Raw genomic sequence first — 19,280 nt, 5'->3', positions numbered from 1 at the left:
TTTGCGAATCCAAATTTATTAGGGAAGAGGGGCATTTGCTGAAAGTCCTTCTAATTTGGTCGGAAGTTACCACTTCATTTGACTGCCTATTGGAAATAATAGGTCGTTTGGTTAACGTTAGATACTAAATTAAGTGTTCATAGGCTTATTTACTATGGATAATTGGGTGGAACCGCGCTTATTACGACGTCCCATGTGTGCTCATTGAAGTACGCATGGGACGTTTTTTAGTCTAGTAAAGATAATAATATTAAAGGGGATCATAAATATGGCTCAACTTTCATTTGAATTTCCAGACGGCAGCGTAAAAGAATTTGACGCTGGCGTTACGACAGAAGATATCGCAAAGTCAATTTCAATCAGTTTGGCTAAAAAGTCAGTTGCTGGTAAGGTTGATGGACAATCATTTGGTTTGAAAACACCACTTCAAAAGGGTGGTAAGATTGAAATTGTTACTAAGGACGATGCAGAAGGTTTGACTGTTTTACGGCGGACTGCTGCACAATTATTAAAGGCCGTATTAGCAGACTCATTCGCAGACATTCGCTTCGGGGAAAGTACTTCTGATGAAGATGGTTTCTTTGTTGATACTGATAAGAACGATCGTCAAGTCAGTGCTGATGAATTAGATGGTTTAGCTGATAAGATCAACCAATTAGTTAAGGATGATGTACAATTAGAACGCAAGGAATTATCACTTGAAGATGCTTTAAAGCAAGTTGATGGTGATCCTTACCAAGCTGTTTTAGTTCGTAAGTTAGCTAAGGACGATAAGGTGGTCTTCTATCAAATCGGCGATTACTTGAGCTTAGGCGAAGGGGTCGTATTACCAGATGCTAAACCACTTAAGTTCTTCAAGCTCCTTTCAGTTGCTGGTGCTTATTGGGAAGGGAAGTCATCTAACCCAATGTTACAAAGAATCTACGCAACTGCATTCTTTAAGAAGGATGATTTAGAAGCAGACTTAAAGCAACGCCAAGAAGCAAAGGAACGTGACCACCGAGTAATCGGTAACCAATTGGACCTCTTCTTCGTTGACCCTAAAGTGGGTGCTGGGCTTGCTTATTGGATGCCAAATGGTGCTACGGTCCGTCGGGTCATCGAACGTTACATTATCGACAAGGAAGTAAACAACGGCTACCAACACGTTGTTACGCCAGTATTGATGAATCTAGACGTTTACAAGACTTCAGGACACTGGGCACACTATCGTGAAGACATGTTCCCACCAATGGACATGTGTGATGGTGAACAACTAGAATTACGGCCAATGAACTGTCCTAGTCATATTCAAATCTATAACCACCATATCCGTTCATACCGTGACCTTCCAATGCGGGTAGCTGAATTAGGAATGATGCACAGATTTGAAAAGTCAGGAGCATTAAGTGGTTTACAACGGGTTCGTGAAATGACCTTAAATGATGGTCATACCTTCGTTGCACCAGACCAAATCCAAGAAGAATTCAAGAAAATCTTGCACTTAATGATGGAAGTTTACGCTGACTTTGACATTAAGGAATACCACTTCAGATTAAGTTACCGTGATCCTAAGAATACTGAAAAGTACTTTGATGATGATGAAATGTGGAACAAGTCTCAATCAATGCTTAAGGGTGCCATGGATGAACTTGGCTTAGACTACGTGGAAGCCGAAGGGGAAGCTGCATTCTACGGTCCAAAACTTGATGTTCAAACTTACACTGCTTTAGGTAATGAAGAAACGCTTTCCACGATCCAATTAGACTTCATGTTACCAGAACGTTTTGATCTTCATTACGTTGGAGAAGATGGTAAGGAACACCGTCCAGTTATGATTCACCGTGGATTAGTATCAACGATGGAAAGATTCGTGGCTTACTTGATCGAACAATACAAGGGTGCATTCCCAACTTGGCTAGCACCAAAGCAAGTTAAGATTATCCCAGTTAGTGAAGAAAAACATGGTGACTACGCTCGCAAGGTTAACGAAAAACTTCGCAAGGAAGGAATTCGTTCCGAAGTTGACGAACGGGCTGAAAAGATGGGCTACTTGATTCGTGATGCCCAAACCCATAAGATTCCATACACGATCGTGGTCGGTGACGAAGAAGTGAAGAACGAAAACGTTTCCGTTCGTCGTTATGGACATGAAGAAAGTAATACAGAATCATTTGCTGATTTTGAATCACAAATTAAAAATGATATCAATAACTATTCTCGAGAAGATTAATTCATTCTTGACGGATTAGTTAGAAACTGTTATATTATTAGTAACGATAAAAAGCAGAAGCATCCCGCTTCTCGCCTGAGTGATAATTGTCGCTGGGCAAATGTACGGTAAAAAATCTGAATTTGATTCGGATTAAAAAGCGGGTGCCTTAGTGCGCCCGCTTTTTCTGCTTTTTAAATTATTTGGAGGTGGATTACCATAGCAAACGATATGATGGTCAATGAAGGAATTCGGTCTCGCGATGTCCGTTTAATTGACGCTCAAGGCGAACAACTCGGTGTGAAGACTAAGGCTGAAGCATTGAAGTTAGCAGAGGATGCTAATTTAGATCTTGTTTTAGTTGCACCTAAAGCAAAGCCACCAGTTGCAAAGATTCTCGATTACGGTAAGTACCGTTTCGAACAACAAAAAAAGGCTCGCAAGTCTCGTCAAAGTCAAAAGACAATCAGCGTCAAAGAAATTCGTTTAAGTCCAACCATCGACACGAATGACTTTAATACGAAGTTAAAGCGTGTTCAAACATTCTTAAGCAAGGGTGCTAAAGTGCGAGTTTCAATTCGTTTCAAGGGGCGTGCAATTACCCATAAAGAAATTGGTCGGGATGTCTTAAATAAGATGGCCGATGCAACTAAGGATGTTGCGGTTGTTACTCAAAGAGCTAAAATGGAAGGGCGGAGCATGTTCTTAATGCTTGCCCCAAACGACAATGAAAAGAAATAATTATTAAAATTATAATTATTATTATTTTTGAAGGAGGATATTTATAATGCCTAAGATCAAAACTAACCGCGCCGTAGCAAAGCGTTTCAAGAAGACTGCTAAGGGTGGTTTAAAGAGTGCGCATGCTTTTACTAGTCACCGTTTCCACGGTAAGACTAAGAAGCAACGTCGTCAATTACGTGGAACTCACGTAATCTCAGCATCAAACACTAAGAAGTACCTTAAGTTATTAAAGTAATTTAATTTGAGAACCATTATTTAGGAGGAATTTAATATGCCACGAGTTAAAGGTGGAACCGTTACACATGCACGCCGTAAGCGCATGCTAAAAGCAGCTAAGGGATACCGCGGTGCTAAGAGCCGTTTGTTCAAGACTGCTAAAGACCAAGTTATGAAGTCACGTACTTATGCATTCCGTGACCGTCGTAACAACAAAATCAACTTCAGAAAGCTTTGGATTGCACGGATCAATGCTGCTTCCAGAATTAATGGCTTAAGCTACAGCAAGCTTATGCACGGTTTGAAGTTAGCAAATATCGAAGTTAACCGTAAAATGTTAGCTGATTTAGCTGTTAACGATGCAGATGCATTTAAGGCATTCGCAGAAGCTGCTAAAAAAGCTTTAGCATAACAGAAATTAAAACTTTCACCAGACATTTTACTTGGTGAAAGTTTTTTTATCTAAATTGGATTGCCGTGTTGTTTACACTAAACACGGTTACATAATATTTAACTATGGGGAGAAGCTATGATCGAAAAATTAAAACCAACCTGGATGGTTTCAGCAATTTATGATTTAAAGCCGGCGCGTTTACAATCAATGGGGATTAAAGCAGTATTCACAGATTTGGATAATACGGTTATCCCTTGGAACAATCCAGACGGCACTCCTCAATTACGAGCTTGGCTTTCGACTTTAGCCGAGTTCAATATTCGCCTTGTGGTCATTTCTAATAACAAGCATTCACGAGTTAAGCGTGCGGTTAGTAATTTAAAATTATCATTTATTTCACGGGCGATGAAGCCGCTGCCGAATGGCATCAAGCGGGCTTTAAAACAATATCAACTTGATCGTGATCAAGTCATTATGGTCGGAGATCAAATCATGACCGATGTTTGGTCCGCAAATAATGCTGGCGTGCGGAGTGTATTGGTCAAGCCACTCGTGAATAGTGATGCTTGGATTACCGGAGTGAATCGTAAAATTGAAAAACGGGTAATAAGAAAGTTACAACAAAAGTACCCGAATCTTAAATGGCAGGAGGATATTAATTAATAATGGAAGATGAAGAATTAAGATGTGTTGGCTGTGGAGCTAAGATTCAGACCACGGACCCAGATGGTTTGGGATTTGTTCCTGCATCAGCCCTTAAAAATGCAGTTGATAATGATGAGGATGTTTACTGTAAACGGTGTTTTAGATTGCGTCATTATAATGAGATTTCACCAGTAAGTTTGACTGATGATGATTTTAGAATGTTGCTAAGTCAAATTCAAGATACCGATGCCTTGATCGTCTATGTAGTGGATATCTTTGATTTTAACGGAAGCTTAATTCCAGGATTACATCGTTTCGTCGGTGATAACCCCATCTTGATGGTGGGAAATAAGTCTGATTTATTACCTAGTTCATTTAAGCGGAGTAAATTGGCTGACTGGATTCGCCAGCAGGCCAATAAAAATGGGATTCGGCCAATTGATGTTGAATTGGTGTCCGCTAAAACTAACGATTCGGTTGACCACCTACTAGAAGTGATCGATAAGAAACGCAAGGGTCGCGACGTTTACGTAGTTGGGGTGACCAACGTTGGTAAGTCGACCTTGATTAACCAAATTATTAGACAAAGCACGGGGATTAAGGAATTGATTACGACTTCCCGTTTTCCTGGGACAACGTTAGATAAAATTGAAATCCCACTAGCCGATGGGAAACAGATTATTGATACTCCAGGGATCATTCACGCTCAACAGATGGCCCATTATTTGAACGGACGGGATTTAAAAATCGTGGCACCACAGAAAAAAATTAAGCCACGTTCATACCAATTAAATCCAGAACAGACGCTTTTCTTTGGTGGCGTGGCACGCTTTGACTATGTTGTAGGTGATCGTAAGCATGGTTTTACTGCATACGTTGAGAATAATCTTTTTGTCCATCGGACGAAGTTAATGAATGCTGATGCATTTTATGAAAAACACCTTGGTGATCTATTGACCCCGCCAAGTGGGGATGATCTAAAGCAATTTCCGAAATTAGTGCGGCATGAGTTTAAAACCACTGAAAAAAGTGATTTAGTAATTGAAGGATTAGGTTGGGTAACCGTTCCTGCAGGCGTAGTGGTTGCAGGATGGGCTCCCAAGCAGGTTGCCGTTTTAATGCGGCGTTCAATGATATAGGAGAATTTAAATGAACTTAAGAGGGAAACAAAAACGATTTTTAAGAGCGAAGGCGAACCGAATGAGACCATTGTTTTCGATTGGTAAGGAAGGGCTCAGTGATAATTGGTTGAACCAAGTTAATGATGCGTTGAACAATCGCGAATTAATGAAGGTCAACATCTTACAAAACTCTGCGGTAGAACCCGAAGATGTTCGTGAATTTGTGGAACATAATAGTGAAATTCAAGTAGTCCAAACAATTGGCCGCACGGTCTTATTATTTAAGATTGCGGATCAAGCTAAAAATCGGCATATTTCTGAGGATGTTAAACAAATCTAGAGGTAATTGATGATGAATAAGGTCGTATATCAAAGTAATGTTAAAACGCTAACGCAAATAATTGGTCATCGTGAAAATGGGCAAAACATTGGTTTATTGGGTGGGACTTTTAACCCAGTGCATACTGGTCATTTAATTATTGCAGATCAAGTGAGAAGCCAACTGGGCTTGGATCGAGTCTTATTAATGCCAGATGCCGTCCCCCCACATGTTGATCCAAAGCGCGCAATTGATGCGAGCCATCGGGTTAATATGTTACGATTAGCAACAGAGGATAACCCTAAATTAGGGATTGAATTATCCGAAGTCCTGCGGGGCGGGAAGAGTTTTAGTTTTGATACGATTAAGGAGTTGACCCAACGCTTTCCTAATAATAACTATTACTTTATTATTGGTGGTGATATGGTAGAGTATCTTCCAAAATGGTACCGAATCAATGACTTGATTAAGATGGTCCAATTCGTTGGGGTTAAGCGAAGTGGCTATCCAATCACTTCCAAGTACCCAGTGGTTTGGGTCGATGTTCCGATGATGGATGTTTCTTCAACGCTGATTAGGAGCAAGGTTCACCAAGGCCAGTCGATTCGTTATTTAGTACCCAGTGCAGTTACTAATTATATAAGGGAGAATCATCTTTATGAGTGAAGTATTTTTGAATTATCAAGAAAATATTGTTTCGTATGATCGAGCCGAATTATTAAAGCGTTTAAATGCGGCACTGCGTCCTAAGCGATTTGCCCATGTGCAAAGAGTTGAACAAATGGCGATTAAATTAGCCCAATTGAATGGCGTGGATACAGAAATGGCCAGTATCGCCGGATTAGTTCATGATTACGCGAAACAACGCCCCGATGAGGACTTTGTGAAAACGATTAAGGAATATCGATTAGACCCCACTTTGCTCAACTACGGTAATGCAGTTTGGCATGGTTACGTTGGTTGGATCCTAGTTAAAAATGAATTGGGCATTCACAATATTGATGTTTTAAATGCCGTTAAGTATCACACGATTGGTGCTCCATACATGAGTAAGTTGGCACAAATTGTCTACATGGCCGATTATATCGAAACCGGTCGTGATTTTCCTGGGGTGGAAGAAGCCCGTGCGATTACGTTTGACAATTTAGCGAATGGAGTGGCTTATCAAACCTTCCATACGTTAGATTATCTAGTCAATCAACATGTTGCGGTTTTTCCAAAAACAATTGATACTTTTAATGCTTGGGTACCTAACTCCGCATTGTACAGAGAGGATAAATAATAAATGATGAATAGTAAAGAAAAATTAGAAGTCGTTGTAAAAGCTGCTGATGATAAAAGAGCTCACGATATCGTGGCTCTAAACGTTGAACAAGTCAGTTTGATGGCTGATTATTTTGTGATTATGGACGCTGCTTCTAATCGGCAGGTAAAAGCAATTGCTGAAGCGATCGTTGATGAATCAGAAAAAGCATCGATCAATGTTAAACAAGTTGAGGGCAAGAATGAAGCTAAGTGGATTTTGATCGACTTAGGGGATGTTATCGTTCATGTTTTCCAAAAGGAACAACGTGAATTTTATGACATTGAAAAATTATGGTCTGACGCTGCTGAATTAGATTTGAGCAGCTGGGTCGTTGAATAATGATCTACAGTGAATTCGCTGAGTTATACGACGAATTGTTCGATCCAGAAATGTACGTGAAGTGGGTTGGCTTTGTTGAAAAATATGCTAAGTCCAAAGCATTTTTAGACTTAGCATGTGGGAACGGACGAATGGATATCGAACTTGCCAAGCGGGGGTTTGAACCAGTAGGGCTAGATTTATCCACCGACATGCTAGCGATTGCCAGTCAAAAGGCGGATCAAAGCGGAGTGCATTTCCCCTTGTTAAATGGGAATATGCTTGATCTAGAGGGCTTGGATGCCTTTCAGACCATCACTTGTTTTGATGATTCAATTTGTTATCTAGAAGATGCAGACCAGTTGTTACAAATGTTTACCCAGGTCGCACAACACTTGAGTGCAGATGGGGTCTTCTTGTTCGATGTGATCACCCCTTATCAGACCGATGTCGTTTATCCAGGGTATATGTATAATTATCATGATGAATCAAGGGCCTTCATGTGGCGTTCATATTCAGGGGATGCCCCCCATTCGGTCGAACATGATCTATCGTTTTTTAACTATAATCCAGCTAAAGAAGCCTACGATGAGATATCTGAATTACATTTAGAACGGACCTATCCAATGCCAACCTATCTTAAGACGCTCAAGAAGGCGGGATTCACTAACGTTAAACCTAGTGCTGATTTCGGTGATGCCGAGGTTCAACCTGATACGACACGGTGGTTTTTCGTTGCGAAAAAGGAGTAACTGATGTTATCGGCTGTCGGCATTGTTGCAGAATATAATCCGTTTCATAACGGGCATCTTTACCAGCTCCAAATGGCAAAACGCTTAGTCCACGCTGACGTTACAGTTGCCGTAATGAGTGGTAATTGGGTGCAAAGAGGCGCTCCTTCAATTGTTGATAAGTGGCAGCGGACTGAAATGGCATTGGCGGGTGGCGTCGATCTAGTAGTCGAGTTACCAGTTTTTGGAGCAGTTCAGCCTGCTGATATCTTCGCGTATGAAGCCATTCGGATCGTTGATCAATTAAAGTGTGATGCCTTAGCGTTCGGCTGTGAACATTCGAACTATGATTTTAAACGGCTGGGCCAATTTAAAATGAAGGGTGATCAACAGCACTTTAAAGATTATCAGCAGAGCTATCCTGCTTTATTGCAAGCAGTGGTTAAATCTCAGTTAGGGGTGGCAATCGACCAACCTAATGATATCTTGGCTTTTAACTATGCGCGTGCAGTTCATAAATTGGCGAGTCCGATTAAATTGGTGCCCATCGAGCGAATCGGTAGTCAACATCATGATCAAAATTGGCAGACTAAATTTGCTAGTGCAACTGCCATTCGTCGTGCACTATTGGCGAAGAACGATGATGCAGGGGTATCAGAAGTGTTGCCAGCAAGTTCGCGGAAGCTATTGTTATCATCAACACCGCAGCTGTTGGATTGGTCACTTTTTTGGCCCCAGTTGCGTTATCAGTTATTAACGACTTCACTGGCTGATTTACGATCGGTTTATCAAATGACCGAGGGTATCGAATCAAGGCTAAAACAAGCTGCCATTCAAAATGCTCGTTTCACTGACTTTATTGATGCCGTTAAGACCAAGCGCTACACCTATCCGCGGATTCAGCGGTTATTAGTGGCCACATTATTAAAATTGGACGCGCACCAAATGCTTGGTCAATCTCCATACATTCGGGTATTAGGTTTTAGTCCACTTGGTCGACAGTATTTAAATCAGGTCAAAAAACAAATTGATTGGCCAATTATTTCAAAGATAAGTCAATCAGTGCTACAATCACAGTTGGCAGTTGAATTTAAGGCTGGGATGTTGATTCAGATGCAAACCAATCAGTTCGAGGATTTGTATCGGCACCCAATTATTAAAAAATGAAGCTATCAAGGAAATTACCTTGACATTAAAATTGCTAATATGTATAATTAATCACGTTGCATTAGGAGGAACTGCTATGAAATGGTATTTGAGTGATTTAAAAGATTACAAAGCTGTACCACTTTCTGAAAAAGTTGAATTAGATTTAAAGGATGACCTTTTATCTAGATACTCTGATCAAATCATTGATGTTCAGCCTGTAAATGTTGAATCATATGTTTTTTATAATCAGGGGAAGGCAATTGTGAATGCACAGGTCAAGGGCGAAATTACGGTTCCGTCATCTCGTTCATTAACGCCTGTTAAATTGCCATTAGACTTTAGCATTAATGAAGTCTATGTTCCAGATGAAGCTGCCTTAAGGAGCTTCGAACAAGATGATAGTAACGCTAACGAGATTGCATTGGTCACCGATGAAGATGGGGCCATTGATTTTGATAAATCCGTAGCTGATAATATCATTCTGCAAATCCCAATGCATATTCTGTCACCGGAAGAGTCCGAACTAAACATTATGCCAGAAGGTGATGATTGGCAAGTAATTTCGGAGGATGACTATAAACATCCTAAGACAGATGATAAACCAGTTGATCCACGTCTTACCAAGTTAAAAGATTTCTTTAATCAAGATTAGTAAGGCTTAAAAATTTCACTAGTGGATATTTTAAAAAGAAGGAGGGGTTTATATTGGCTGTACCAGCAAGAAGAACTTCTAAAGCTAAGAAGCGCATGCGTCGGGGTCACATTAAGTTGAATGTCCCTGGTTTGACTCCATGCCCAAATTGTGGTGAATTACGTAAGTCACACTTCGTTTGCCCAAGTTGTGGTTATTACGATGGTAAAGATGTTATTAGTAACACTAATAACTAATTATCAGGATTAAAAAAGCTTTCAGAACACCATGGGTTCTGAAAGCTTTTTATTTTTCTGCTAAAACGATTAGACGTTGCTTAAAAATATCTAATTTATGTTAAAATGGAATTATATGAAAAAATTGAAGGTGGGACAGTTATGACCAATGTATTGATTGTTGAAGATGAAAAAAGTCTCTCTCGTTTCGTTGAATTAGAGCTAAAGCATGAAGGATATGACGTTACGGTTGCTGGAAACGGTCGGGATGGACTTGAAGAAGCAATTAATGATGACTTTGATGTCATTTTACTCGATTTAATGCTTCCTAAATTGAACGGAATGGAAGTGGCACGTCGATTACGTGAAAAGAAGGATACCCCAATTATTATGATGACCGCACGTGACTCAGTAATTGATCGGGTATCTGGATTCGATCATGGAGCCGATGATTACATCGTAAAGCCATTTGCAATTGAAGAATTACTTGCGCGGATTCGGGCCCTCTTACGGAGAATTAAGATCGAAGGTCATCAAAAAGCCCAAGAACAAAAGGTGGTTCACTTTAAGGACCTTACGATCGAAAAGGAAAGTCGGATCGTGCGGCGTGGTGACGAGGTAATTGACCTTACCAAGCGGGAGTACGAATTACTATTAACGTTAATGGAAAATGTAAACGTTGTCTTAGCACGTGACGTTCTCTTGAACAAGGTGTGGGGTTACGATTCAGATGCTGAAACGAACGTGGTTGATGTTTACATTCGTTACCTGAGAAATAAAATTGATCGCGACGGCGACAAGAGTTACATTCAAACCGTGCGTGGGACAGGATACGTGATGCGTTCATGATTTCAAAACAAGATAAGCAACAATCACAAAACGCATCATCTGATGACGTTAGTAACGGGAGAAGATGGATTTCCTTAAAATGGAAATGGTCTGTCGGCACGTCGGTAGTTGTTTTTCTAGTTGTATCAATTTTTTCATTCTTAATTTATAATCGCTTTTCTGATGTATTATTAGATCAGGAAATGGACCATGTCAAAAGTACTTTGAATAGCGTTACGAATCGTTTGGAATCACTCGATAAGTTCGATCACGATAACGTTTACAATGTATTATCACCGCGCTTAAATCCAAATCAGCGCGATGACCAATTAGTGGCTCCTGATTCAGTGTTCAACGATTTATCGCGTAATAACACTTCGATCAGTGTTTCCGATGCGAAAAAACAGTCTTTATTTATGGTGGGTAATTCTAATCCGAAGCCGTTGACGCATTCGATCACTAGTAAACGGGTGTACAGCGATCGAGTGAACCATTCACTTGTGTTAATTGGTGATGCGCCCATCTTTAAACGGGGAACGCGGAGCGTGGTTGGTTACGTTCGAATCGTTGATCAGTTAAATGATTATCACTCATCAACGAACAAGTTAGTCGCTATTTTACTATTATTATTGATCATGACAACTGCGATATCATCACTACTAGCGTATGCTATGGCTGCTTACTTGCTACGACCAATTAATAAAATTAGGCGCACCATCGATGAAGTTAGTGATTCCCCGAAGACTTCTAAGCGGGTGCCCAAGCTAAATCAAAATGATGAATTAACTGATTTAGGGACCCTGTTCAATGAAATGCTTGATACGATGCAACGCTATATTGAGCAACAGCAACGCTTTGTAGAAGATGTTTCACATGAATTAAGAACGCCTGTGGCGGTGATTCAAGGCCACATGGACTTACTAAAGCGTTGGGGGAAAAAAGATCAAGTCGTGCTTGATGAGTCGATTGATTCATCGATTGCTGAAATTAATCGAATGAAAAGCTTGATTAATGAGATGCTTGAGCTATCCCGTGTGGAACAGGCCAGTTTAAATTATCGAGATCGCATCACGAATGTTGAAGAAGTGGTGGAACAGCAATTTAATGATTTTAAGATGTTGCATCCAGACTTTAACTTCACGTTTGATAATGACGTTAGAAAACCGGTTTATGCACAGATCTACCGTAACCATCTCGAACAGTTATTGATCATTCTTCTGGACAATGCGGTTAAATATTCAGCCGAGCGTAAGATCATTCACGTTTCATTATCCCGCAATATGCGAAGTGTTGAATTATCGGTTCAAGACTTCGGTGAAGGAATCAGTCAAGAAAATATGCGCAATGTTTTTGATCGTTTCTATCGAGTTGATAAGTCAAGAAGCCGTGATCAAGGTGGTAATGGATTAGGTCTATCGATCGCAAAACGATTGGTTGAGGCTTACCATGGTAAGATTGCCGTCGAAAGTTCAGTTGGTTCGGGTTCGATTTTTAGTGTCTCATTGCCAATTTTAAGCAAGGAACAACGATTGGCATTAGAAGCAAGGGATGCTGAAAATAATAATGAAGCTAACCTGTAGATAAAAAAAGAATTGATAATTTTAAAATTATCAATTCTTTTTATTTACTTGCGATTTTGTTTTCCAGCATTACGGTTCCGATTTCTCTGGTTATTATTACTGGATTGATTAGTTTGCTTAGGCTTATTTTCTGTGGCTACTAAGGATGATAAATCAACTTTTTTCGGTGGATTTTTTTTAGCAGCTTCGGCCACTTCTCTTCTGATCTTTGGACGGTACAGATTAATGATCAGGGTTTGGATACATGCAAAAATTCCGCCAATGAAGAAGTAGATTCCCAATCCAGCAGGAGCTTGAAAGGCAATTATTAATATGAAGATGGGACTAATGAATAGCATTGCCTGCATTTGTTTTTGTTGTTCTTTTGGTAGTCCCTGTTTGGATAATAAGGCCTGAATAATATAAGCAACGAATGAGAGGATTGCTAATGCGATGTTTTTATCGCCAAGCTTGATTCCAAAGAAAATGGTTTTGGAAAGTTCGGGTGAGAATCGAATTGCTTCGTACAGTGCGGCGAACACTGGTAGTTGAATCAAAATTGGTAAACATCCGATTCCACCAGTCATGCTGACCCCATTTTCACGGTATAGTGACATCATTGCTTGGCTGGCAGCTGCCTGTTCTTCTTGGGTTTTAGCAGCCTTTTGATGTTTTTTGATTTCATCTAGTTGTGGTTTTAACAGGCTCATCTTTTCTTGTTGAGTAGTAGACTTACGCATTTGATTAACCATCAGTGGCAATAGCACTAATCTAACTAATACGGTAAGGACGATCAATGCCCAACCATAACCACCAACGAACTTAGCGATCAAATTCATGATGCTTTCGCCTGTTTTACCGAATAGATCATAATACCATCCGTATGGTTGGCCGTTCTTATCGGTTTGGACACAACCACTTAATAATAGGACTAATGAACCAGCCATTGCTAGTGCACTCAGTCGTTTTAACTTTTTCATTTAAATCAAAAATCCTTCCTATAATCATCATAATATGCTATTTAAATATCGTAATTTAATCACGGCGAATTTGCAAATTAAATCGTGGTAAAATTATGAAAAGCATCGTGCTTAGTGAAACTAAGGTTAATATCAGTTACCTCTGCAGCACTGTTTGATGGTTGTCTAACTTGATCTACGAATTGATCTAATTGTTTGTGCTCACCTTGAGCCAAAATCCGTACTGATCCATCCGCTAGGTTCTCGACGGAACCATTAATATTGAGTTGTTCAGCAACTTGTTTGGTTGCCCATCTGAATCCGACCCCTTGGACGGTTCCATAAACGATTAATTCTAAAGTTGGTTTCATTTCATTACCTCTTACTTAAAAAATAGTTAACAATAAAATTATATCACAATAAATATGTTAGAATATTAATTGCGGATTATACAGGAGAAAATAATGGAAAAAATTACATCAAATCAAAATCGCCAGGTCAAAGCCTGGACGAAATTAAAAACCAAACACGGGCGCCAAGGGGCTGGCCAATACCTATTAGAGGGATGGCACTTAGTTTCTGAAGCCATTAATTATGATCAACCAATCGTTACGATAATCGTGACCCAAGCGCGGCTAGATGCTGACGGGGATTTCTTTGTTGATAAATATGATTATGTCGTAGTGACTAATGAAGTTGCGAACCACATTAGTGATACTAAAACCCCCCAGGGCATTTTTGCCGTGGTTGAAATTCAGCCGAGTGCCCAAGTAGCAGCTAATTATGCTCAAGGCGGATGGCTACTATTGGATCAAGTTCAAGATCCAGGTAATATCGGAACGATGGTTCGGACTGCCGATGCAATGGGGCTAACTGGAGTCGTTTTTGGTTCTGGAACGGCTAGTCAGTATTCTCCAAAGGTATCACGAGCAATGCAGGGCAGCCAGTTCCACGTTCAAATTGCTGAAGCAGACCTCGCTGAATGGATTAACGAATATCATGAACAGGGTTATCCAGTTTATGGGACTGAGTTAAATCCGAACGCCGTTGCGCTAAGTACAATTACTCCACAATCCAACTTTGCATTGGTAATGGGCAACGAGGGCAATGGAATGCAATCGGCGTTGCTTGCGACCACTGATGCTAATTTATTTATCCCAATGAAGGGAAATGCTGAATCCTTGAACGTGGCGATTGCTGCTGGAATCGTAATGTTTCACTTACAAAAGTAGGGAGGAATCATTTTGGATGCTTCTAATTGGCGCAATGATAAGGAGTACGTCTCAATCGTTTCAGATTTATTGGCGCAACCGTTAGTAAAGCGGATGGCCACGATCGTCCAACACCATCACTCTACCAGGCTTAATCATTCGATTTACGTTTCATACGTTAGCTATCGAATTGCTAAAAAATTCCATTTGAACTATCGGGCCATTGCACGTGGGGGATTGTTACACGATTTTTTCTTTTATGACTGGCGGGTCACTAAGTTCAATTTAGGTTCACACGCCTTTATTCATCCCCGCGTAGCATTAAAGAACGCTGAAAAAATAACTGAGCTTTCACCAATGGAACGCGACATTATATTAAAACATATGTGGGGCTTTACATTGGCACGACCAAAATACAAAGAGAGCGTTATTGTATCATTAGTCGATGATTATGCAGCAATTCATGAATTTTTAGGACCGTTTAACCGAAAAGTAAGGAAAATATTTGAAAAAATTTGAAATATCGATAAAATGGATAATACATGATTATTTATTACAGGAGGGATTTTTTATGGACGAATTAAAAGCTGATCAATGTGCTCCAGATTTTCACCTTTGCCCAAAGTTTCAAAAGACATTTGCGATTTTAGGCAAAAAATGGAATGGATTGATCATCGAAACATTACTAAATGAAGGCCCCCTCAGATTTAAGAACATTGCTAAGACGATTAGTAAGTGTAGTGATCGAGTTTTAGTTGAACGCCTTAAAGAACTAGAGGCCGAAGGAATCGTTTCCAGAAATACATTTAAGGATTCTTCATTGATCCAATATCAATTGACCGCAAAGGGACTAGAGCTAGAGCCCATTATGAGCTCAGTTCATAATTGGGCGAATAAGTGGTTCGCCTAAAAATAGGCTTGATTAATTGCTATGAATAGTTTAATATCAAACTAGATATGTTTCGATGAAAAATTAGTAGGTTGACCGTTTCACAGAGAAGCTATAGATGCTGAAAGTAGCTATAGGTCGATTGAATTCATTTTCTGAACAGATATTGGGAGTTTGTTAATGAACAAAAAATATCCGGTGATCACCGTTATTGATTTTGAGAGTAGATGGCTTTGATCTAGCATCTAAAGTAGGGTGGTACCGCGCAGCTTCGTCCCTTTTTGTAGGGATGAGGCTTTTTTTTGTGCAATTAAGGAGGATAAAGATGAGTTTAAAGGATGAATTAAGTCAAATTCATGATCGTGGAATTAAAGCCATTAATGATGCGACTGATATTAAAGCAATTCATGAAAATATAAAGGTAAAGCTATTGGGGAAAAAGGGTCCCATTACTAAGGCGTTACGGGGGATCAAAGACCTTGCAGTTGAAGAACGGCCCAAGGTCGGTAGCTATGCTAATAAGATTAGAGATGACCTACAAACTGCATTGGATGCTAAGGTCGCTGAATTAGAAGCCAAGCGATTGAATGCTCAATTGGCTAATGAAAAAATTGACGTGACGTTGCCTGGTACACCAGTAGCCAAGGGTCATCCCCATGTCATTCAGTCGATCATTGATGAAATTACGGACTTGTTCTTAGGGATGGGTTATTCAGTGCTTAGCGGTCCCGAAGTGGAAGAAGATAAGTATAACTTCGAAATGATGAACCTACCAAAGGACCATCCAGCACGTGATATGCAAGATACTTTTTACATTACAGATGAAATCTTGATGCGGACCCAAACATCACCAATGCAGGCGCGGACGCTTGAAAAGCATGACTTCGCCAAGGGTCCACTAAAGATGATCTCACCAGGGGTTGTTTATCGACGTGATACTGATGATCCCACTCACTCACATCAATTCCATCAAGTTGAAGGAATGGTGGTTTCTGAAAACGTTACGATGAGTGATCTAAAGGGGACCTTGGAACTATTGACCCATGAGTTATTTGGCGACAAATTTAACGTGCGGCTACGGCCAAGTTACTTCCCATTTACCGAACCATCAGTTGAGGCTGATATTACCTGTTTTAATTGTATGGGTAAGGGTTGTAGCGTATGTAAGGGCAGCGGCTGGATTGAAGTTTTGGGGGCTGGAATGGTGCACCCAAACGTCTTGAAAAATGCAGGCGTCGATCCTGAAAAATACACTGGCTTTGCATTCGGTTTAGGACCTGATCGGCTTGCAATGTTGAAATACGGGGTCTCAGATATTCGGGACTTCTATTTAGATGATGTCCGCTTCCTATCTCAATTTAACTAAGGAGTGTTAAAACATGCTTGTTTCTTATAAATGGCTAAAAGAATACCTGGACTTGAACGTCCCTGTCGATAAATTAGCCGAAAAGATCGAAAGAACGGCCGTTGAAGTTGATGGCGTAGTGCGTCCAGCTGACGGGCTTAAAAAATTAGTGGTTGGGAAGGTCGTTTCAATGGAAGACCATCCCGATTCAGATCACCTGCATATTTGTCAAGTTGACGTTGGTGAAGATGAACCGATTCAAATCGTGTGTGGAGCACCGAACGTTCAAGTTGATAAAAAGGTGATCGTCGCTGAAGTAGGCGCTAGGGTTGGCGATAACTTAAAAATCAAACGTAGTAAAATGCGGGGCGTAGTTTCCAACGGGATGCTTTGTGCGTTAGATGAAATTGGTTTTGCTAAGGATGTGGTCCCAAAGGAATGGTCAGAAGGAATTTACTTCCTGCCATCAGATGCTAAGGTGGGCGATGATGTTTATCCATACATCGGGATGGACGATGAATTGATCGACCTAGACGTTACCCCTAACCGTGGAGATATGTTGAGCATTTACGGCACGGCCCATGAACTAGCAGCGATCTATGATTTACCACTGAAATTAGACCATCCTGATTTAAAGGAAACTGGTAGCAATAAAACTAGCGATCTGATTAGTGCTACTGCTGATGATTCCATCGCACCGAACTTTAATGTACGGGTATTATCGAACGTCAAGGTTCAAAGTAGTCCCCTCTGGTTGCAGATTCGGCTTTGGAATGCTGGAATTAAACCAATTAATAACGTTGTTGATGCTACTAATTACATCATGCTCAAGTATGGACAACCGATGCATGCTTATGATTACGATCAACTCGTGGATCATCAGTTGGTCGTTCGGCACGCCAAGGACGGGGAACAATTAAAGACCCTAAATGAAAATGATAATGAATTGGTGGCAGATGACATTGTGGTGGCAGATGCTAAGCAACCAGTGGCGTTAGCTGGAGTAATGGGTGGTTTTGATAGCCAAGTGACTGCTGATACCAAGACCGTTGTGTTAGAAAGTGCTACTTTTGATCCAGTCAAGGTCAGAAAGACTGCACAACGTCATTTGATTCATACCGATGCTTCCCAACGCTTTGAAAGAGGTGTTGATCATGGTAGTGTTCAAGAAGCTTTGAATGCCGCTGCTGAGTTGATTAGTACTGATGGGAACGCGGTCGTTGAAAATGGAATGGTAACGGCCAGCGATGACCATGCCCAACCACGCGTGGTTAAAACCACTGCTGCGCGGATCAATCAGGTATTAGGAACTGAACTAAGCATTGCTCAAATTACTGCAATCTTTGAACGATTAGGCTTTTCAGTTGTGGAAAATAGTGGTGAATATACCGTGACCGTGCCAGTGAGACGTTGGGACATCAGTATCCCAGCTGACCTGTTCGAAGAAGTCGCAAGAATTTACGGCTACGATAACATCCCTAGTACATTGCCACTTAGTCGGACGACGGTTGGGCGCCTAACGCCTAAACAAGCGCTAATTAGAAAAACGCGCAACGTTTTAGAGGGCGCTGGATTGACCCATGCGATTTCATATGCATTAACTTCCGCTGATAAGGCAGCTTCATTTATGATGCGGCCAAGTTTTGCTACGAACCTAAGTTTCCCAATGAGTAGCGATCATACGACCCTTCGGATGAACCTCTTAAGTGGGTTATTGGATGATATTGCATATAATCAAGCCCGCAGCGTCAACGATGTAGCTTTATATGAACAAGGACGCGTTTTTTATAAGGATGAAGAATCACAATCACGGCCAATTGAAGTGGAACACGTTGCCGGGGTAATTACGGGTTCTTTGACCCCTAGTACTTGGGATCATAAGTCGACTGAGACCGACTTCTATCAAATTAAGGGAATCGTCGATTTATTGTTAGCTGAATTGAACGTTGCTGGGGATGTTGAGTATAAGGCTACCAATCAATATTCAGACATGCACCCAGGGCGGACAGCTAACGTTTATGTCCACGGACACTTTGTAGGGTTTGTGGGCCAGATTCATCCGAGTGTCGCTAAGCAATACAAGATCAAGGCGACCTATGGATTTGAATTTGATCTACAACAGCTAATTGATATGCCTAAACAAGACCAACAATCAACAGCCATTTCTAAATATCCTTCAGTTAGTCGTGATATCGCAATGCTAGTTGATCAATCGGTTACGAACCAACAGATCGTATCCGTCATCAAGAAACGCGGGGGCGCATTTTTAACTGACGTCCACCTCTTTGATATTTTCGAAGGCAAGGGGATTCCAGCTGGTAAAAAATCAGTTGCATATTCACTTACCTATCAAAATAAGCATGATACAATGGTTGATGATGATGTTAATAAAGCATTTGAAAAGGTTACAAAGGCACTGCAAAATGAATTTGACGTCACAATTCGTTAATTTGAACCCGCTCAAATGTTCAAAACGATTGGGGGCGGA

At 40.6% G+C, this 19,280-nt stretch carries 23 protein-coding genes and 2 other annotated features; of the genes, 21 read left to right on the top strand and 2 right to left on the bottom strand.

Annotated features, from left to right (window positions below):
• Nucleotides 1-268: 268 nt before the first annotated feature.
• From thrS to ACSYTJ_RS04185, 16 genes are all read left to right on the top strand, one after another.
• On the top strand, nucleotides 269-2,212 hold the full coding sequence (thrS, locus tag ACSYTJ_RS04260; protein WP_491719574.1) for a threonine--tRNA ligase: 1,944 nt from the start codon (nucleotides 269-271) through the stop codon (nucleotides 2,210-2,212).
• A 45-nt stretch (nucleotides 2,213-2,257) separates the two neighbouring features.
• Nucleotides 2,258-2,387 (top strand) — a sequence feature (ribosomal protein L20 leader region).
• A 35-nt stretch (nucleotides 2,388-2,422) separates the two neighbouring features.
• Nucleotides 2,423-2,932, top strand: a complete 510-nt coding sequence (gene infC, locus ACSYTJ_RS04255; protein WP_491716381.1) for a translation initiation factor IF-3 — start codon at nucleotides 2,423-2,425, stop codon at nucleotides 2,930-2,932.
• A gap of 46 nt (nucleotides 2,933-2,978) precedes the next feature.
• Nucleotides 2,979-3,170, top strand: a complete 192-nt coding sequence (gene rpmI, locus ACSYTJ_RS04250; RefSeq protein WP_491716380.1) for a 50S ribosomal protein L35 — start codon at nucleotides 2,979-2,981, stop codon at nucleotides 3,168-3,170.
• A 36-nt stretch (nucleotides 3,171-3,206) separates the two neighbouring features.
• The gene (gene rplT / locus ACSYTJ_RS04245; RefSeq protein WP_491716379.1) at nucleotides 3,207-3,563 is read left to right on the top strand and encodes a 50S ribosomal protein L20; all 357 of its coding nucleotides are present in this window, start codon (nucleotides 3,207-3,209) and stop codon (nucleotides 3,561-3,563) included.
• 117 nt (nucleotides 3,564-3,680) lie between these two features.
• Nucleotides 3,681-4,208 (top strand): YqeG family HAD IIIA-type phosphatase, encoded by a 528-nt coding sequence (locus ACSYTJ_RS04240; RefSeq protein ID WP_491716378.1) that lies wholly within the window; start codon nucleotides 3,681-3,683, stop codon nucleotides 4,206-4,208.
• 2 nt (nucleotides 4,209-4,210) lie between these two features.
• Entirely contained in the window at nucleotides 4,211-5,329 is a 1,119-nt protein-coding gene (gene yqeH, locus ACSYTJ_RS04235) for a ribosome biogenesis GTPase YqeH (RefSeq protein WP_491716377.1), read from the top strand.
• 10 nt (nucleotides 5,330-5,339) lie between these two features.
• On the top strand, nucleotides 5,340-5,651 hold the full coding sequence (gene yhbY, locus ACSYTJ_RS04230) for a ribosome assembly RNA-binding protein YhbY (RefSeq protein ID WP_491716376.1): 312 nt from the start codon (nucleotides 5,340-5,342) through the stop codon (nucleotides 5,649-5,651).
• Nucleotides 5,652-5,663: 12 nt separating this feature from the next.
• Nucleotides 5,664-6,296 (top strand): nicotinate-nucleotide adenylyltransferase, encoded by a 633-nt coding sequence (locus tag ACSYTJ_RS04225; protein ID WP_491717301.1) that lies wholly within the window; start codon nucleotides 5,664-5,666, stop codon nucleotides 6,294-6,296.
• Nucleotides 6,289-6,912 carry a bis(5'-nucleosyl)-tetraphosphatase (symmetrical) YqeK gene (yqeK, locus tag ACSYTJ_RS04220; RefSeq protein WP_491716375.1) on the top strand — a complete coding sequence of 208 codons (624 nt, stop codon included), beginning with the start codon at nucleotides 6,289-6,291 and terminating at the stop codon, nucleotides 6,910-6,912. Before ACSYTJ_RS04225 ends, yqeK begins: the two co-directional genes overlap by 8 nt.
• Before the next feature lie 6 nt (nucleotides 6,913-6,918).
• Nucleotides 6,919-7,275, top strand: coding sequence for a ribosome silencing factor (gene rsfS, locus ACSYTJ_RS04215; RefSeq protein WP_491717300.1), 357 nt, complete (start codon nucleotides 6,919-6,921; stop codon nucleotides 7,273-7,275).
• Nucleotides 7,275-8,006 carry a class I SAM-dependent DNA methyltransferase gene (locus ACSYTJ_RS04210; RefSeq protein ID WP_491719573.1) on the top strand — a complete coding sequence of 244 codons (732 nt, stop codon included), beginning with the start codon at nucleotides 7,275-7,277 and terminating at the stop codon, nucleotides 8,004-8,006. Before rsfS ends, ACSYTJ_RS04210 begins: the two co-directional genes overlap by 1 nt.
• A gap of 3 nt (nucleotides 8,007-8,009) precedes the next feature.
• Nucleotides 8,010-9,152, top strand: a complete 1,143-nt coding sequence (locus ACSYTJ_RS04205; RefSeq protein WP_491719572.1) for a nucleotidyltransferase — start codon at nucleotides 8,010-8,012, stop codon at nucleotides 9,150-9,152.
• A 76-nt stretch (nucleotides 9,153-9,228) separates the two neighbouring features.
• Nucleotides 9,229-9,786: a DUF177 domain-containing protein gene (locus ACSYTJ_RS04200; RefSeq protein ID WP_491719571.1), complete on the top strand. Its 558-nt coding sequence runs from the start codon at nucleotides 9,229-9,231 to the stop codon at nucleotides 9,784-9,786.
• Between the two features lie 53 nt (nucleotides 9,787-9,839).
• On the top strand, nucleotides 9,840-10,022 hold the full coding sequence (gene rpmF / locus ACSYTJ_RS04195) for a 50S ribosomal protein L32 (protein WP_491716371.1): 183 nt from the start codon (nucleotides 9,840-9,842) through the stop codon (nucleotides 10,020-10,022).
• 141 nt (nucleotides 10,023-10,163) lie between these two features.
• On the top strand, nucleotides 10,164-10,850 hold the full coding sequence (locus ACSYTJ_RS04190) for a response regulator transcription factor (RefSeq protein ID WP_491716370.1): 687 nt from the start codon (nucleotides 10,164-10,166) through the stop codon (nucleotides 10,848-10,850).
• Complete coding sequence (locus ACSYTJ_RS04185; protein WP_491719570.1) at nucleotides 10,847-12,409, top strand: sensor histidine kinase; 1,563 nt, start codon at nucleotides 10,847-10,849, stop codon at nucleotides 12,407-12,409. The genes ACSYTJ_RS04190 and ACSYTJ_RS04185 overlap by 4 nt, the downstream gene beginning before the upstream one ends.
• A gap of 44 nt (nucleotides 12,410-12,453) precedes the next feature.
• Here the strand turns inward: ACSYTJ_RS04185 and yidC are convergent, their stop codons facing one another.
• The gene (gene yidC / locus ACSYTJ_RS04180; protein WP_491716368.1) at nucleotides 12,454-13,368 is read right to left on the bottom strand and encodes a membrane protein insertase YidC; all 915 of its coding nucleotides are present in this window, start codon (nucleotides 13,366-13,368) and stop codon (nucleotides 12,454-12,456) included.
• A gap of 77 nt (nucleotides 13,369-13,445) precedes the next feature.
• Nucleotides 13,446-13,718 carry an acylphosphatase gene (locus tag ACSYTJ_RS04175; RefSeq protein ID WP_491716367.1) on the bottom strand — a complete coding sequence of 91 codons (273 nt, stop codon included), beginning with the start codon at nucleotides 13,716-13,718 and terminating at the stop codon, nucleotides 13,446-13,448.
• A gap of 93 nt (nucleotides 13,719-13,811) precedes the next feature.
• On the opposite strand from ACSYTJ_RS04175, the gene ACSYTJ_RS04170 reads away from it, so the two are divergent.
• From ACSYTJ_RS04170 to pheT, 5 genes are all read left to right on the top strand, one after another.
• Nucleotides 13,812-14,579: a TrmH family RNA methyltransferase gene (locus ACSYTJ_RS04170; protein ID WP_491716366.1), complete on the top strand. Its 768-nt coding sequence runs from the start codon at nucleotides 13,812-13,814 to the stop codon at nucleotides 14,577-14,579.
• A 12-nt stretch (nucleotides 14,580-14,591) separates the two neighbouring features.
• The gene (locus tag ACSYTJ_RS04165; protein ID WP_491716365.1) at nucleotides 14,592-15,077 is read left to right on the top strand and encodes an HD domain-containing protein; all 486 of its coding nucleotides are present in this window, start codon (nucleotides 14,592-14,594) and stop codon (nucleotides 15,075-15,077) included.
• 52 nt (nucleotides 15,078-15,129) lie between these two features.
• The gene (locus ACSYTJ_RS04160; protein WP_491716364.1) at nucleotides 15,130-15,468 is read left to right on the top strand and encodes a winged helix-turn-helix transcriptional regulator; all 339 of its coding nucleotides are present in this window, start codon (nucleotides 15,130-15,132) and stop codon (nucleotides 15,466-15,468) included.
• A 43-nt stretch (nucleotides 15,469-15,511) separates the two neighbouring features.
• Nucleotides 15,512-15,729: a binding site (T-box leader), on the top strand.
• Between the two features lie 43 nt (nucleotides 15,730-15,772).
• Nucleotides 15,773-16,813: a phenylalanine--tRNA ligase subunit alpha gene (gene pheS / locus ACSYTJ_RS04155; RefSeq protein ID WP_491719569.1), complete on the top strand. Its 1,041-nt coding sequence runs from the start codon at nucleotides 15,773-15,775 to the stop codon at nucleotides 16,811-16,813.
• Between the two features lie 13 nt (nucleotides 16,814-16,826).
• On the top strand, nucleotides 16,827-19,241 hold the full coding sequence (pheT, locus tag ACSYTJ_RS04150; protein ID WP_491719568.1) for a phenylalanine--tRNA ligase subunit beta: 2,415 nt from the start codon (nucleotides 16,827-16,829) through the stop codon (nucleotides 19,239-19,241).
• Nucleotides 19,242-19,280: the final 39 nt, after the last annotated feature.

It is taken from the genome of Nicoliella sp. ESL1113 (assembly GCF_058509245.1).
This window is presented reverse-complemented; position numbering and strand designations above follow the sequence as displayed.

What these genes read in the sequence shown, in the direction of transcription:
- thrS (WP_491719574.1), top strand. Translation starts at nt 269, where the DNA reads ATGGCTCAACTTTCATTTGAATTTCCAGACGGCAGCGTAAAAGAATTT.
- infC (WP_491716381.1), top strand. Translation starts at nt 2,423, where the DNA reads ATGATGGTCAATGAAGGAATTCGGTCTCGCGATGTCCGTTTAATTGAC.
- rpmI (WP_491716380.1), top strand. Translation starts at nt 2,979, where the DNA reads ATGCCTAAGATCAAAACTAACCGCGCCGTAGCAAAGCGTTTCAAGAAG.
- rplT (WP_491716379.1), top strand. Translation starts at nt 3,207, where the DNA reads ATGCCACGAGTTAAAGGTGGAACCGTTACACATGCACGCCGTAAGCGC.
- ACSYTJ_RS04240 (WP_491716378.1), top strand. Translation starts at nt 3,681, where the DNA reads ATGATCGAAAAATTAAAACCAACCTGGATGGTTTCAGCAATTTATGAT.
- yqeH (WP_491716377.1), top strand. Translation starts at nt 4,211, where the DNA reads ATGGAAGATGAAGAATTAAGATGTGTTGGCTGTGGAGCTAAGATTCAG.
- yhbY (WP_491716376.1), top strand. Translation starts at nt 5,340, where the DNA reads ATGAACTTAAGAGGGAAACAAAAACGATTTTTAAGAGCGAAGGCGAAC.
- ACSYTJ_RS04225 (WP_491717301.1), top strand. Translation starts at nt 5,664, where the DNA reads ATGAATAAGGTCGTATATCAAAGTAATGTTAAAACGCTAACGCAAATA.
- yqeK (WP_491716375.1), top strand. Translation starts at nt 6,289, where the DNA reads ATGAGTGAAGTATTTTTGAATTATCAAGAAAATATTGTTTCGTATGAT.
- rsfS (WP_491717300.1), top strand. Translation starts at nt 6,919, where the DNA reads ATGAATAGTAAAGAAAAATTAGAAGTCGTTGTAAAAGCTGCTGATGAT.
- ACSYTJ_RS04210 (WP_491719573.1), top strand. Translation starts at nt 7,275, where the DNA reads ATGATCTACAGTGAATTCGCTGAGTTATACGACGAATTGTTCGATCCA.
- ACSYTJ_RS04205 (WP_491719572.1), top strand. Translation starts at nt 8,010, where the DNA reads ATGTTATCGGCTGTCGGCATTGTTGCAGAATATAATCCGTTTCATAAC.
- ACSYTJ_RS04200 (WP_491719571.1), top strand. Translation starts at nt 9,229, where the DNA reads ATGAAATGGTATTTGAGTGATTTAAAAGATTACAAAGCTGTACCACTT.
- ACSYTJ_RS04190 (WP_491716370.1), top strand. Translation starts at nt 10,164, where the DNA reads ATGACCAATGTATTGATTGTTGAAGATGAAAAAAGTCTCTCTCGTTTC.
- ACSYTJ_RS04185 (WP_491719570.1), top strand. Translation starts at nt 10,847, where the DNA reads ATGATTTCAAAACAAGATAAGCAACAATCACAAAACGCATCATCTGAT.
- yidC (WP_491716368.1), bottom strand. Translation starts at nt 13,368, where the DNA reads ATGAAAAAGTTAAAACGACTGAGTGCACTAGCAATGGCTGGTTCATTA.
- ACSYTJ_RS04175 (WP_491716367.1), bottom strand. Translation starts at nt 13,718, where the DNA reads ATGAAACCAACTTTAGAATTAATCGTTTATGGAACCGTCCAAGGGGTC.
- ACSYTJ_RS04170 (WP_491716366.1), top strand. Translation starts at nt 13,812, where the DNA reads ATGGAAAAAATTACATCAAATCAAAATCGCCAGGTCAAAGCCTGGACG.
- ACSYTJ_RS04160 (WP_491716364.1), top strand. Translation starts at nt 15,130, where the DNA reads ATGGACGAATTAAAAGCTGATCAATGTGCTCCAGATTTTCACCTTTGC.
- pheS (WP_491719569.1), top strand. Translation starts at nt 15,773, where the DNA reads ATGAGTTTAAAGGATGAATTAAGTCAAATTCATGATCGTGGAATTAAA.
- pheT (WP_491719568.1), top strand. Translation starts at nt 16,827, where the DNA reads ATGCTTGTTTCTTATAAATGGCTAAAAGAATACCTGGACTTGAACGTC.